Annotated in this window: 13 protein-coding genes; 9 read left to right on the forward strand and 4 right to left on the reverse strand. The window is 56.7% G+C overall.

Annotated features, from left to right (window positions below):
* The first annotated feature begins 3 nt into the window (after positions 1 to 3).
* On the forward strand, positions 4 to 1,140 hold the full coding sequence (locus KNP75_RS03655) for a PDZ domain-containing protein (RefSeq protein ID WP_215189892.1): 1,137 nt from the start codon (positions 4 to 6) through the stop codon (positions 1,138 to 1,140).
* Positions 1,141 to 1,181: 41 nt separating this feature from the next.
* Here KNP75_RS03655 and glpK read toward each other — a convergent pair whose 3' ends face one another.
* The 3 genes from glpK to KNP75_RS03670 all read right to left on the reverse strand — a co-directional run bounded on the left by glpK (position 1,182) and on the right by KNP75_RS03670 (position 4,393).
* A complete protein-coding gene (glpK, locus tag KNP75_RS03660; protein WP_215189893.1) occupies positions 1,182 to 2,699 on the reverse strand; it encodes a glycerol kinase GlpK in 1,518 nt (505 codons plus the stop codon).
* 30 nt (positions 2,700 to 2,729) lie between these two features.
* Positions 2,730 to 3,437 carry an MIP/aquaporin family protein gene (locus KNP75_RS03665; protein WP_034778546.1) on the reverse strand — a complete coding sequence of 236 codons (708 nt, stop codon included), beginning with the start codon at positions 3,435 to 3,437 and terminating at the stop codon, positions 2,730 to 2,732.
* A 101-nt stretch (positions 3,438 to 3,538) separates the two neighbouring features.
* Positions 3,539 to 4,393 (reverse strand): sulfite exporter TauE/SafE family protein, encoded by an 855-nt coding sequence (locus KNP75_RS03670; RefSeq protein ID WP_215189894.1) that lies wholly within the window; start codon positions 4,391 to 4,393, stop codon positions 3,539 to 3,541.
* 144 nt (positions 4,394 to 4,537) lie between these two features.
* On the opposite strand from KNP75_RS03670, the gene uvrB reads away from it, so the two are divergent.
* From uvrB to KNP75_RS03690, 4 genes are all read left to right on the forward strand, one after another.
* Positions 4,538 to 6,514 (forward strand): excinuclease ABC subunit UvrB, encoded by a 1,977-nt coding sequence (uvrB, locus tag KNP75_RS03675; protein ID WP_034778544.1) that lies wholly within the window; start codon positions 4,538 to 4,540, stop codon positions 6,512 to 6,514.
* Positions 6,515 to 9,388, forward strand: a complete 2,874-nt coding sequence (gene uvrA, locus KNP75_RS03680) for an excinuclease ABC subunit UvrA (RefSeq protein ID WP_215189895.1) — start codon at positions 6,515 to 6,517, stop codon at positions 9,386 to 9,388.
* A gap of 66 nt (positions 9,389 to 9,454) precedes the next feature.
* On the forward strand, positions 9,455 to 10,633 hold the full coding sequence (locus KNP75_RS03685; RefSeq protein ID WP_214763333.1) for a DUF4097 family beta strand repeat-containing protein: 1,179 nt from the start codon (positions 9,455 to 9,457) through the stop codon (positions 10,631 to 10,633).
* Between the two features lie 63 nt (positions 10,634 to 10,696).
* A complete protein-coding gene (locus tag KNP75_RS03690; protein ID WP_029595045.1) occupies positions 10,697 to 11,056 on the forward strand; it encodes a hypothetical protein in 360 nt (119 codons plus the stop codon).
* A 49-nt stretch (positions 11,057 to 11,105) separates the two neighbouring features.
* On the opposite strand, the gene KNP75_RS03695 is transcribed toward KNP75_RS03690, so the two are convergent.
* The gene (locus KNP75_RS03695) at positions 11,106 to 11,462 is read right to left on the reverse strand and encodes a hypothetical protein (protein WP_215189896.1); all 357 of its coding nucleotides are present in this window, start codon (positions 11,460 to 11,462) and stop codon (positions 11,106 to 11,108) included.
* 153 nt (positions 11,463 to 11,615) lie between these two features.
* Between KNP75_RS03695 and hprK the strand changes: the two genes are divergently transcribed.
* The 4 genes from hprK to KNP75_RS03715 are packed head-to-tail and all read left to right on the forward strand — an operon-like array spanning position 11,616 to position 14,497.
* Positions 11,616 to 12,554, forward strand: coding sequence for an HPr(Ser) kinase/phosphatase (gene hprK / locus KNP75_RS03700; protein WP_034778542.1), 939 nt, complete (start codon positions 11,616 to 11,618; stop codon positions 12,552 to 12,554).
* Positions 12,554 to 13,372, forward strand: a complete 819-nt coding sequence (lgt, locus tag KNP75_RS03705) for a prolipoprotein diacylglyceryl transferase (protein WP_034778541.1) — start codon at positions 12,554 to 12,556, stop codon at positions 13,370 to 13,372. The genes hprK and lgt overlap by 1 nt, the downstream gene beginning before the upstream one ends.
* A complete protein-coding gene (ppaX, locus tag KNP75_RS03710; RefSeq protein WP_215189897.1) occupies positions 13,372 to 14,022 on the forward strand; it encodes a pyrophosphatase PpaX in 651 nt (216 codons plus the stop codon). The genes lgt and ppaX overlap by 1 nt, the downstream gene beginning before the upstream one ends.
* On the forward strand, positions 14,015 to 14,497 hold the full coding sequence (locus KNP75_RS03715) for an acyltransferase (protein ID WP_215189898.1): 483 nt from the start codon (positions 14,015 to 14,017) through the stop codon (positions 14,495 to 14,497). The genes ppaX and KNP75_RS03715 overlap by 8 nt, the downstream gene beginning before the upstream one ends.
* Positions 14,498 to 14,631: the final 134 nt, after the last annotated feature.

Consider the following 14,631-nt stretch of genomic DNA (forward strand, 5'->3'; position numbering starts at 1 on the left):
CGAATGAGTTTTACTGCTTTGTTGACCTTGATCGGTAGTCCGCTACTCTGGGCGACGCTCGTCGCCCTCGCTTACATATCCATGACGCGCATCAAACGGGAGCGGGGCATGTTCCGCTCGCGTCGGCGTTCGCCGAAATCGGACTGGCGCCATTTTCTATGGCCGAGCCTGCTCCTTGCGGTCATCGGTTCGGCGGCGCTGATTCTGCTCGAGACGACCGTCAACTGGGAATGGGTCGTGACGTTCAGCGTGCTTTACGCGCTTATCGTCTTGACGATGCACCCGCGTTTCAGTAGCCCGGCGTTCCCGTTTTTGATCATGCTGACGGCAGTCGCGCTTCGTGACGTCATCGAGTATGGGGGACTGACAGGGTGGATGGAGCGATTGGCCGAGGTCGACTGGCCGGTGTATGCGCTCGTGTTCGGTGTCGTGACGCTCGCGGAGGCGATTCTCTTACGGTGGAACGGTCCGGTCGAGACGTCACCGACGCTCATCTTGTCCAAACGGGGCCAGTTCATCGGCGGCCACGTCGTCAAACGGCTCTGGTTCTTCCCGCTTGTCGTCTTCCTACCCCCATCCTTCGGTCTCGACGGCCCAGTGCCGATCATCTTGCCGATCCCGATCGGGGTCAGCCTGCTGTCGACGGGAGCACTCCCAGGGACGCTCCTCGGCCGCTTGAGCCTGTATCGAGGCCTGCTCGCGCTCATCGCCATCGGTTTGTTCGGGGCTTCCTACGCCATCGACGTCCCGTACGCGGCCTACATCTTGCTCGGTCTGTTCGTGTTGTATGAGTTGGCGCTACAACTCATCAAGCGAGAGAATCGAGGGACGACGCCGGTGTTCATCAACGGCAACCGAGGAGCGGTCATCATCGACACGCTCCCGGGCTCACCGGGCGAGGCGATGCAGCTCATCCCGGGCGAATCGATCTACAAAGTGAACGGAACCGTCATCACGGGCGGGAGCAGCTTCTATGAGGCGCTCCAGTTGCATAAACCGTACATCAAGCTCGAGGTGCTCAACTTGAACGGGGACATCCGTTTCGTGCAACGGGCGATGTACGAGACCGACCCGCACGAGCTCGGCATCTTGTTCGTCGCCGAACCGGCGAGCCCGCGTCTGCGGTTACGGAAACTATAAAAGGGAGCATCCTTGGCGGATGCTCCCTTTCGTGCGTTCAATTAAAGTTCAAGTTTTGATGGTTTGAAGCCCATTGTCGCTTCGACTGCGTGTTGCCAGCCTTTATACAGATTTTCGCGGTGTGCGTCGTCCATCTTCGGTTCGAATTGATGGTCAAGTTTCCACTGTTGTTTGATCTCTGCTTGGTCTTTCCAGAACCCGACGGCGAGACCGGCGAGATAGGCGGCACCAAGAGCCGTCGTCTCGCTCACTTCAGGCCGTTCGACCGGGACGTCCAAGATGTCCGCTTGGAACTGCATGAGGAAGTTGTTGTTGACCGCACCGCCGTCGACGCGGAGCGTCTTCAACTCGATGCCAGAATCTTGTTCCATCGCCGTCAAGACATCGCGTGTCTGATAGGCGAGTGACTCGAGCGTCGCCCGGACGAAATGTTCTTTCTCCGTCCCGCGCGTGAGGCCGAAGATGGCACCACGGACGTCCGAGTTCCAATACGGGGCACCAAGTCCGACGAAGGCAGGGACGACGTAGACGCCGTCTGTCGTCTCGACGCGGTTGGCGTACTGTTCCGTGTCTTTCGCCGACTTGAGCATACGGAGCCCGTCACGGAGCCACTGGATGGCCGAACCGGCGACGAAGATCGAACCTTCGAGCGCGTATTCGACTTTTCCGCCATAACCCCACGCAATCGTCGTGAGCAGACCATGGTCCGACTTGACGGCTTCTTCGCCCGTGTTCATGAGCATGAAGCAACCTGTACCGTACGTGTTCTTACCTTCTCCTGACTCGAAGCAGGCCTGACCGAAGAGGGCAGCCTGTTGGTCACCGGCCGCGCCGGCGATCGGAACTTCGAAGCCGAAGAAGTGATACGGGATCGTGTTGGCGTACACTTCACTCGACGGTTTGACTTCCGGGAGCATCGACTTCGGTACCGTCAAGATCTCGAGCAACTCATCGTCCCACTTCTGCTCATAGATGTTGTACATGAGCGTCCGTGACGCGTTCGAGTAGTCCGTGACGTGGGCGTGGCCGCCTGACAGTTTCCAGATGAGCCAAGTGTCAATCGTTCCGAAGAGGAGGTCACCGGCTTCGGCTTTCTCACGGGCGCCTTCGACGTTGTCGAGGATCCATTTGACTTTCGTGCCTGAGAAGTAGGCGTCAATCAAGAGGCCTGTCTTATCGCGGAACAAGTCGGCATGACCGGCTTCCTTCAACTCATCACAAATACCGGCTGTTTGACGCGATTGCCAGACGACGGCGTTATAGACCGGACGTCCTGTCGACTTCTCCCAGACGACGGCTGTTTCCCGTTGGTTCGTGATCCCGATAGCTGCGATCTCTTTTGGATCGATGTCGGCCGAACCGAACGCCTCGGCCATGACGGCGAGGACAGAACCCCAAATCTCATTGGCGTTATGCTCGACCCAGCCTGGCTTAGGGAAGTACTGTTTGAACTCGCGCTGAGCGGTCGTGACGATTTTTCCGTCGTGGTCGAAGATGATCGCCCGTGAGCTTGTCGTTCCTTGGTCAAGTGCTAAGATGTAGCGTTTTTCTTTCTCCATATGAGAGAGCCTCCTTAGAAATTAGAAAGATTATGGTACGAGAATACCGTACAGCAATGCGGCGATGACCGCCCCGATGATCGGTCCGACGACCGGGATCCATGAGTAGCCCCAGTCCGACGTGCCTTTGCCTTTGATAGGAAGGATCGCATGTGCAATCCGCGGTCCGAGGTCACGCGCCGGGTTGATGGCATATCCCGTTGTACCACCAAGCGAGAGACCGATCGAGACGACGAGGAAACCGACGATAAGCGGATTCAAACCGTCCGTGAACGTGTTGGCCCCGAAAGATAAAATTCCGAAGACGAGGACGAACGTACCGATGATTTCTCCGATCACGTTGAACGGCGTGCTACGAATCCCAGGTGCCGTCGAGAACGTCGCCAATTTGGCGCCCGGGTCGTCGGTCGCATCATAGTGCGGCTTGTAATGGACATACACGAGGACGGCCCCGATGAACGCCCCGATGAATTGTGCCAAAATATACGCTGGCACATCAGCCCAAGGGAATGAGCCTGCTGTCGCGAGACCGACCGTCACGGCAGGGTTCAAGTGAGCCCCTCCATAGATTCCGGCCGCGTATACCCCGATCATAACGGCGAAGCCCCAACCGAACGTGATGACGACCCAACCTGCGTTCTCCGCTTTCGAATGACGGAGGACGACGCCGGCGACGACACCGTTACCGAGCAAGATGAGTAGCATTGTACCAATAATTTCGCTGACGAATGCTGACATGTGATACTCCCTTCCTTCCATATTAAATTTGGCTTACCACTTCATTATATGCCCCAAATGAAAGCGTTTCAAAACCGAATATGCAAAAAAAGCCACTTTTCTTATGAAAAGTGGTTTTGATTGGTAATCCGGCGTCTGAAGTCGAGGGCGATCCCGACGAGAAAGACGAGCAGGACCATCAAGCTCACGTACGCGAGCGGGGGAAAGCTCGTGGCGCCGAGGTCGAGGAGAATCGAAGCGATGACGGCGAGGTAGAGCCAAGCGAGGCGCCGCGAAATCTCTTTATCGTCGTAACGGTCCGTGAGGGATGCCCCAATCGGCGCGCCGATGAACGCCCCGAGGACGAGGGCAAGCGGCGTCACATAATCGAGCGATAGCGACGGCAGATAGCCGACGAGTCCGCCGAGCGAGATGAACAGGACGGCAGCAAGGCTCGTCCCGACCCCGCGATGCGTCGTGAAGCCGAGCCAACTGACGAGGAGCGGGACGATGATGAACCCGCCGCCGATGCCGAGGAGGGCGGACAACAGTCCGGCCATCGCTCCGATCATCATCCCCGCGAGAACGGTCGATTTTTTCGGCTTCTGCGGTTTCGATGTTTTCTTTAATAGCGTAACGGCAAAATAAGATAGGATAGCCAGATAAAATAAGTTCAGTAACCAATCATACGTCCCCGAGATCGAGAGGACGAGGCGGCTCGACAGCTGTGCCGTGACGGCGCCGGTCAGTCCGACCGTGATGCCTGTCGACCAGGACACGTTACCGAGCGACGTATGTTTCTTCGCGCCGGACAGGCTCGTCCCGACGACGAACAAGAGCGACGTGGCGACGGCCTCTGCTGCCGAATAACCACTAAAGAGCAGCACCGGGACGATGATGACCCCGCCGCCGATGCCGAAGAATCCGGACAAGGCGCCGACGATGGCACCGAGCGGGATGAAGAGAAGTGACCACATGACGACCAACTCGTTTCTACTTAGATTCACTCTCCATGATAACGAAAAGCGGAGCGATTTGGGAAGCGTGTCAGAAGCGAATATTTGTTCGTGTATGTGCTATAATCAAGTCAATATGCAAGGAACAGAAAGCGAGGAATATATATGGATAAGATTAGCGTTCCGTTCGACTTACAATCAGAATATAAGCCGGCCGGCGACCAACCGGAGGCGATTCGACAGCTCGTCGAGGGCGTCAATCGCGGCGACCGGTACCAGACGTTGCTCGGGGCGACCGGCACCGGGAAGACGTTCACCGTATCGAACGTCATCCAAGAAGTGAAGAAGCCGACGCTCGTCTTGGCCCACAACAAGACGCTCGCCGGACAGCTCTATTCGGAGTTCAAGGAATTCTTCCCGAACAACGCCGTCGAATATTTCGTCAGCTATTACGACTATTATCAGCCAGAGGCGTACGTCCCATCGACGGACACGTTCATCGAGAAAGACGCCTCGATCAACGACGAGATCGATAAACTTCGTCACTCGGCGACGTCGGCCTTGTTCGAGCGCGATGACGTCATCATCGTCGCCTCTGTGTCGTGCATCTACGGTCTCGGTAACCCGGAAGAATATAACAGCCTCGTCTTAAGTCTCCGCGTCGGTAAAGAGTTGGGTCGTGATCAGATGCTCCGCAAGTTGATTGACATCCAATATGAGCGGAACGATATCGACTTCCAACGCGGGCGGTTCCGTGTCCGAGGTGACGTCGTCGAGATCTTCCCGGCGTCACGCGACGAGCAGTGTTTGCGCGTCGAGTTCTTCGGAGACGAGATCGACCGGATCCGCGAGATGGACCCGCTCACCGGCGAGATCATCGCCGACCGCGAGCATGTCTCGATCTTCCCGGCATCCCACTTCGTCACCCGCGACGAGAAGCTGCAAAAAGCGATCGTCAACATCGAGGCCGAGCTCGAACAACAGCTCGAGAAGTTCCGCGAGGAAGGGAAGCTGCTCGAGGCGCAACGGCTTGAACAGCGGACGAACTATGACCTCGAGATGATGCGTGAGATGGGCTACTGTTCAGGCATCGAGAACTATTCGCGCCATTTGAACTTGACCGAGGCAGGGGCGACGCCGTACACGCTCATCGACTACTTCCCGAAAGACTTCCTACTCGTCGCCGATGAGTCGCACGTGACACTCCCGCAAGTACGCGGGATGTACAACGGTGACCAGGCCCGGAAACAAGTGCTCGTCGATCACGGCTTCCGCCTCCCGTCGGCGAAGGACAACCGGCCGCTCAAGTTTGAAGAGTTTGAGAAGAAGTTGTCACAGGCGATCTTCATCTCGGCGACACCGGGTCCGTATGAGCTTGAACATACACCGGACATGATCGAACAAATCATCCGGCCGACAGGTCTCTTAGACCCGACGATCGAGATCCATCCGATCAAAGGACAAATCGATTACTTGATGGACCAGATCCGCGAACGCATCAAACAGGACGAACGCGTCCTCGTGACGACGCTCACGAAGAAGATGGCCGAGGACTTATCGGACTATCTGCGTGAAGCGGGCATCAAGGTCAACTATATGCACTCAGAGATCAAAACGCTCGAGCGGATCGAGATCATCCGTGACCTGCGTCTCGGAAAATACGATGTCCTTGTCGGGATCAACTTGCTGCGGGAAGGTCTAGACATCCCGGAAGTGAGTCTCGTCACGATTCTCGACGCCGACAAGGAAGGATTCCTTCGTTCGGACCGGTCGCTCATCCAGACGATCGGACGGGCGGCCCGGAACTCGAACGGGCACGTCATCTTGTTCGCTGATAAGATGACCGACTCGATGACACGGGCGATTGAAGAGACCGACCGTCGTCGCTCGATTCAACAAGCCTATAATGAAGAACACGGCATCACGCCGCAGACGATCCGCAAAGAAGTGCGCGGCGTCATCCGCGCGACGGTCGATGCCGAGGAAGAAGTGCTCGAGTCGCTCAGTTCGATGAAACCGGCCGAGCGCGAGGTGGCGATTGCCAAACTAGAAGAAGAAATGAAACAAGCGGCCCGCGACCTCCAGTTCGAACGGGCGGCCGAATTGCGTGACTTAATCTTGGAGTTGAAGGTAGGGAATTAAATGGCTGAAAAGAAAAATGCGATCGTCATTAAAGGGGCGCGCGTCAACAACTTGAAAAACATTGATATCGATATCCCGCGTGACCAGCTCGTCGTCTTGACGGGCTTGTCCGGCTCGGGCAAATCGTCACTCGCGTTCGATACGATCTACGCCGAAGGACAGCGTCGCTACGTCGAGAGCTTATCGGCCTATGCCCGACAGTTCCTCGGACAGATGGACAAGCCGGACGTCGATACGATCGAGGGCCTCAGCCCGGCCATCTCGATCGACCAGAAGACGACGAGCCGCAACCCGCGCTCGACCGTCGGGACGGTGACGGAAATCTATGACTACTTACGCCTGTTGTTCGCCCGCATCGGGAAACCGGTCTGTCCACGTCACGGCATCGAAATCTCGAGCCAGACGATCTCGCAGATGGTCGACCAAGTGATGGAACTGCCGGAGAAGACGCGCCTGCAAATCTTGGCGCCGATCGTCTCAGGCCGTAAAGGGACGCACGTCAAAGTGTTCGACTCGCTCAAAAAGGAAGGGTTCGTCCGTGTCCGTGTCAACGGCGAGACGATTGAACTGACTGATGAGATTGAGCTTGATAAGAATAAGAAACATTCGATCGAAGTCGTCGTTGACCGCCTCGTCGTCCGCGCTGACGTCGAAGGTCGTCTTGCCGACTCACTTGAGACGGCGCTTCGCCTCGCCGACGGCCGGGCCATCATCGACAAGATGGACGGGACCGAGCTCCTGTTCAGCGAACATCACGCTTGTCCGATTTGTGGCTTCTCGATTGGCGAACTCGAGCCGCGTATGTTCTCGTTCAACTCGCCGTTCGGTGCCTGTCCGACGTGTGACGGGCTCGGTACGAAGCTTGATGTCGACCCGGAACTCGTTATCCCGGACCCGTCGAAGACGCTGAAGGAAGGCGCCGTCGTCGCCTGGCAGCCGACAAGCTCGCAATATTATCCGCAACTGCTCGCCTCGATGTGCAAACACTTTGACATCGACATGGACGTGCCGTTCGAACGTCTGTCGAAGCGTGACCAAGACCTCGTCTTGCACGGGACGGACGAAGAGTCGTTCTTGTTCCGTTACGAGAACGATTTCGGACAAGTCCGGACGAACACGATCTTCTTCGAAGGGGTGCTCCGCAACATCGAGCGCCGCTATAAAGAGACGACGTCCGATTATATCCGTGAACAGATGGAGACGTACATGGCGACACACGCCTGTCCGACATGCAGCGGTTATCGGTTGAAAGAAGAGACGCTCGCCGTCAAAATCACGGGCCACCATATCGGGCAAGTGACCTCACTGTCCGTCGTCAACGCCATCAAGTTGTTCGACTCGATCATGACAGAGTTGAGCGAGAAAGATATCGCCATCGCCCGTCTCATCTTGCAAGAGATTTGTGAGCGGCTCAGCTTCTTGAACAACGTCGGGCTCGACTATTTGACGCTCTCTCGCGCCGCCGGGACGCTCTCGGGCGGGGAAGCGCAACGGATTCGTCTCGCCACTCAAATCGGTTCGCGGCTCACGGGCGTCCTATACGTCCTCGATGAACCGTCAATCGGGTTGCATCAGCGTGACAACGACCGCTTGATTGCGACGCTCAAACAGATGCGCGATATCGGCAACACGCTCATCGTCGTCGAGCACGACGAGGATACGATGATGGCAGCCGATTATTTGATCGACATCGGACCGGGCGCCGGCGAACACGGCGGAGAAGTCATCGCCGCCGGGACGCCGAAGCAACTCATGAAGAACCGAAAGTCGCTCACGGGCCAATATTTGTCCGGTAAGAAGTTCATCCCGCTCCCGGCCGAACGGAAAGTACCGGACGAGCGTTTCTTGAAAATCTTGAAGGCGGAAGAGAACAACTTGAAAGGGGTCGACGTCTCGATCCCGCTCGGTATGTTCATCGCTGTCACTGGTGTCTCCGGTTCCGGGAAGTCGACGCTCATCAACGAGATCCTGTATAAATCGCTCGCCCACCACATCAACCGGGCCAAGGCGAAGCCAGGCAAACATAAGAAGATCGAAGGGCTCGACCATATCGACAAAGTCATCGATATCGACCAGTCACCGATCGGACGGACACCGCGGTCGAACCCGGCCACGTATACCGGTGTATTCGATGATATCCGTGACGTGTTCGCCTCGACGAACGAGGCGAAGATGCGCGGCTATAAGAAAGGGCGCTTCAGTTTCAACGTCAAGGGAGGACGCTGTGAGGCGTGCCGCGGGGACGGGATCATCAAGATCGAGATGCACTTCTTGCCGGACGTCTACGTCCCGTGTGAAGTGTGTCACGGGAAACGCTATAACCGTGAGACGCTCGAAGTGAAGTACAAAGGTAAGACGATCGCCGACGTGCTCGATATGACGATCGAGGAAGGGCTCGACTTCTTTGACAAGATTCCGAAAATCAAGCGCAAGATCCAGACGATCTTTGACGTCGGTCTCGGTTATATGAAACTCGGACAACCGGCGACGGAACTGTCCGGCGGGGAAGCGCAGCGCGTCAAGCTCGCCTCTGAGCTCCATAAACGTTCGACCGGGAAGACGATCTACATCTTGGACGAGCCGACGACGGGTCTTCACGTCGACGACATCGCTCGTCTGTTGAAAGTGCTGCAACGCCTCGTCGAGAACGGGGACACGGTGCTCGTCATCGAGCATAACCTCGACGTCATCAAATCGGCCGACTACTTGATCGACCTTGGACCGGAAGGCGGGGACGGCGGCGGTACGATCGTCGCGACCGGGACGCCGGAAGAAGTCGCCGAAGTCGCCGCGTCGTACACCGGCAAGTATTTGAAACCGGTGTTAGAACGGGATTCGGCCCGAGCGAAACCGAAAGCAGGAAAACGGAAGTAAGGTATAGAAATGATGAGAAACGGGAACATGATTGACGTGTGACCAAATCGAAGGGGGAAACGAACAGTGAAACAAGAAATGCGTGAACTGATTCTCCAGCAAGTGAAAGACGGGAAGTTGACGATTGAAGAAGGCATGACCCAGCTCGAACGACTCGAGAAGTTGGAGCCGGAGCGCGTCCAAGCGCTCGAGGAACGTCAAGAGACGGAGAAGGTCGATGCGTATTCGGTCGAGTCGCTCACGACGAAACTGACGTCGGCGGTCGAAGGGCTCGTGACGAAACTTCGTGACAGCGACTTCACGTTCAGCTCGAACTTCGGGCCGGAAGTGACGTATTCGAAATCGTTCCCGTTCACCGGGAAAGACATCTCGCTCGACTTGTTCAACGCCTCGGCGACGATCGTCTCGTCGGACAACGACGAGTGTGAACTGATCGTCACCGGACGTCCGCTCCGTCAGCAAGACGCGGACAAGGCGCTCGAACAGCTCCAGTCAGCGGTCAAGCATTCGGTCATCGGTGACCGTCTCGTCGTGTCACTCCGCGACAAGCTTGTCCGGGCGCACGTCGAACTGTACGTCCCGCATCATCATTTCGATCACCTACACGTACAGACGCTCAACGGTGAGGTCCGTGCCGACGGCCTCGACGTCGAGAGCGTTCGTATCCAGACGGCGAACGGCCGGGTCGTACTTCATGAAGTACATGCCTCGGAGCTGCTCCTCAACACGGGGAACGGAACGGTCGAAGTCGAAGCGGTCGAGTCGGAACTCGTTCACGTCCGGACCGGCAACGGAGCCGTCATCGTGAACGGCAAGTACGACAAGGCGTCGCTCAAGACCGGCAACGGGAACATCCGCGCCGAACTCGCGACGGCACGTCCGGCCAAGTTCGAGCTCGCCTCGCTCGCCGGAAACGTCCGTCTCGTCTTGCCGCACGGCGTCGAGGTCGAAGGAGAACTCGAGACGAACTTCGGTGGTCTCCACTGTAATTTAGACGAGCTCGAGATCATCCGCGACCGGAAAGACGTCGCCCAACGCCGACTCGAATTCTTGTCGGGCCGTGGCCAAACACCGCGGATCGAAGTCGAGGCCGGGACGCGTACCGGCACAATCGACCTCGAACACGGTTCGCTCCACACACCGTCGACGTTCCTCGAAGAGGACAAAAACGAACCGACGGAACCAATCGATCCGGTCGACCCGGTCAATCCGGCCGACTTGAACAACCCGTTCCATCAGCAATGACCGACAACCCGAAGGCCTCTCGCCTTCGGGTTTCTTTTAACTTGAGAGACGAGGAGGGACGGGATGAAGCGATTTGTGTCAGCGTACGGATGGATGATGATTGCGGTGCTGGTGCTTGGCGGATGTGCCGACGAACAGCGCATCGTCAATGAGAACGAGCCGGCTGGCGACGAAGCGATTGCTGTCGCCTGGGCGTATGTGACCGCGCGGAACTGGCAGGAGCCCGCAATCGATGCGGGAGCAAGTGCCGAGGTACATCGTGTCACGGTCGATGATGGTTATGAACTGTTGGACGATGCGTATGCCGGGACCGAGGCGCTCGCCGTCTCGTTCGAAGCGGACCCGAACAGTAGCGTCGACGTACCGACGATCTTGGTCGCACCGGAGTCGAACACCGTGGTCGGCTATGTACCGGGCGAATGAGACATCCATGACAAAACCCGAAGGCAGTTGCCTCCGGGTTTTTGTCATGTCATAGATTCATTTGATACTCCATTTGTTCCCAATCCATCATTTGACCGTCATACAGCGTGAATGAGCCGATGATGAACAGGATGAACAGGACCGGTCCGGCGATGAGTAAGAAAATCCCGAGGTTCCGCATCGTCTTCGACCGTTTCCAATAGAAGATGATGGCGACGATCATCGATAACAGCGACCCGGACAAGAACAAGCCGACGATGTTCAAGATGAACAACAGCAACACCGTCTCGTTTTTCGTCGCGGCATATTCGCGCCACATGTCAAACAGTGATTTGACCAAGTAGAAGAGCGCCGCGATCCCGACGATAAAAATAAAGACAATGGCAATCCAAAATAGTGAATTCATTTCATTTCACCTCCCTATTTGTCTATACCCGTTCTACGGAATTGCCACAATTTAGTTTCATCGCTTTTTTTCGACACGTTTCGGCTCACTTTCGTTGACGCTTCTCCAGAAGAGCTATGATACAATAATGAGCGTGAAAGGGGCAGATTACTCATGCAAAATATCGTACGCACGGCTCAACTCGTTGAGCGCTTCAAACTTCAAGTCATCGCCGGGGAAGAGGGACTTCACCGTCCTGTCGCCACACCGGACCTCAGTCGACCGGGACTCGTCCTTGCCGGCTACTATACCCACTATGCGAAAAATCGGCTTCAAGTGCTCGGCAAGACCGAGCTCACATTCTACGCGAGCTTGTCGGAAGAGAGCCGCCGCGAGCGGGCGAAGATTTTATGCACGGAACTGACACCGGGCATCCTCATCACGCGCGGCTTCGACATCCCGAAAGAGATCGAACAAGAAGCCGAGGCGGCGAACGTTCCGCTCATGCGCACGAACGCGGTCACGACGTCAATCGAGTCACAAATCACGAACTTCCTCGAGATGGAACTCGCGCCGATGACGGCGATGCACGGCGTACTCGTCGACATCTATGGCGTCGGCGTGCTCATCAAAGGGCAGAGCGGCGTCGGGAAATCCGAGACCGCCCTCGAACTCGTCAAACGGGGCCATCGCCTCGTCGCCGATGACTCGGTCGAGATTCGTCAGACCGGGGACCAGTTGCTCGTCGGTTCGGCTCCGAAGCTGATTCGTCACTTGCTCGAGATTCGCGGAATCGGCATCATCGACGTCATGACGTTGTTCGGCGCTGGCGCCGTCCGCTCGCACAAGAAGATCAGCTTGATCATCAACCTCGAGAACTGGGATGCGGGCAAAGTATACGACCGCGTCGGGCTCGATCACAACACGATGAAAATCATCGACAGCGAAGTGCCGTTGCTCACGATCCCGGTCCGTCCGGGACGTAACTTGGCCGTCATCGTCGAAGTCGCGGCGATGAACTACCGCCTCCAGAACATGGGCATCAACACGGCCGAAGAGTTCGCGGAACGTCTCGCGAACGCCATCCATGACAACGAAGGGGACATGGAATAATGGTAGAGCCAACGTTTGATCGCGTCGCGTTTGAAATCGGGTCGCTCCCGATCTATTGGTACGGCATGATCATCGCCTTCGGTGCGATGCTCGGCCTCGTTCTCGCCTTGTTCGAGGCGAAACGTCTCAATTATGATTCAGAACGGGTCGTCGATGTCATCATCTGGTCGATTCCGATCAGTATCGTCTTCGCCCGGATTTACTACGTCATCTTCCAATGGGACTACTACAGTGAGAACCTTGGACAGATCATCGACATCCGCCAAGGCGGGATCGCAATCCACGGCGCCATCTTCGGAGCGTTGCTCGTCGTCATCATCTATTGCATGCGCAAGTCGATGTCGTTCTGGAAGATCACCGATATCCTCGCTCCGTCGCTCCTGCTCGGGCAAGCGGTCGGACGTTGGGGGAACTTCATGAACCAAGAGGCGCACGGTGCCGAGACGACGAGCCGTTTCTTGAAAGAGACGCTCTTCCTCCCGGATTGGATCGTCAATCAGATGTATATCGATGGCGCTTATTACTTGCCGACGTTCTTGTTCGAGAGCGTCTGGAACATCATCGGCGTCATCTTGCTCGTCGTCTGGCGCATGGTCGGTAACCCGCCGCGCGGCTACATCTTCTTATCGTACCTCGTCTGGTATTCGATCGGACGCTTCTATATCGAAGGGCTCCGCACGGATAGCCTCATGGCCGGCGATCTCCGGACGGCACAACTCGTTTCGATCGCGATGATCGTATTCGGTGTCGTCATGATGATCGTCCGCCGCAAAGCGAAACGATACGATGACCCTTCAGAGAAAGGACTGTTTGATTGATGGATACACTTCTATTCGATTTGGATGGCACGTTGCTCGATACGAACCCGCTCATCATCGCGAGTTTCCGTCACACGCTCGGGTACTACTTCCCGGACGAGACGTATCGCGATGAGGACATCTTCCCGTTCATCGGACCGACGCTCGAGAAGTCGTTCAAGGCGCTCAATGAACCGGAATGGAAAGAGATGCAGGCGTTCTATCGCAGCTTCAATATCGCGATGCACGACCAGCTCGTCGCCGAATATCCGGGTGTGATCGAGGGGCTGTATCGCCTCCACGCCAAAGGCTACAAGATGGGCGTCGTCACCTCGAAAGGCCGTCCCGTCGTCGAGCAAGGCTTGCGTCTGTTCAAGATCGACTATCTGTTCGATGTGGTCGTCACGGCCGACGATGTGGAATATGAGAAACCGCACGCCGAACCGGTCGAACGGGCGCTCCGTGCGCTCGGATCGACGGCGGACCGCGCTGTCATGGTCGGGGACAACGACACGGACATCTTCAGCGGCAAGAACGCCGGGACGAAGACGGTCGCTGTCGGCTGGGCCATCAAAGGCCGTGCGTTCCTCGAAGCGCTCGAACCGGACGTCATCATCGACTCGATGGAACATTTCGAGGCGTGGCTCGACGAGGTCACGGTCCATGCGTAAGACGGAACGGTTTCGTCTCGACGGACCGAATCCGCTCTGGCAGATGTATCGGACGATTCGTTTCCTACGTGTCTTCAAAAACACGACCGTCGTCTTGATCGGCCGGTACTTCCCGTCCGTCAAGGCGAAGCGCTGGCTGTACCGGACGTTCCTCGGTATTGAAATCGGGGAGTATAGCGCGCTCGCCCTCATGGTGACGCCGGACGTCATGTTCCCGGAGCGGATTTCGATCGGCCGTAACACGGTCATCGGGTTCAACTCGACGATCCTCTGTCACGAGTATCTCGTCGACGAGTATCGGATCGGCGACGTCCACATCGGGGACGAGGTGTTGATTGGGGCGAACGTGACGATTTTACCTGGCGTGACGATTGGCGATCGGGCCGTCATCGGTGCCGGGGCCGTCGTCCATCGTGACGTCGCGCCCGGAGAGCGCGTCGTTGGGGCAAAGCTCCATACCATCGACACAAAATAGACACAATTTAGTGCGAAATCATTTTGAGGTCAAGACATGTAGGGCCTCATAAAATTACTAGGGCGGTATCACTTTTTTTAAAGGCGATACCGCTTTTTTGTGTCTATGGGCGCTGACATGAAACCTCCATATTT

The sequence above is a fragment of the Exiguobacterium sp. s6 genome (assembly GCF_018618155.1).
GTDB lineage: Bacteria > Bacillota > Bacilli > Exiguobacteriales > Exiguobacteriaceae > Exiguobacterium > Exiguobacterium mexicanum_A.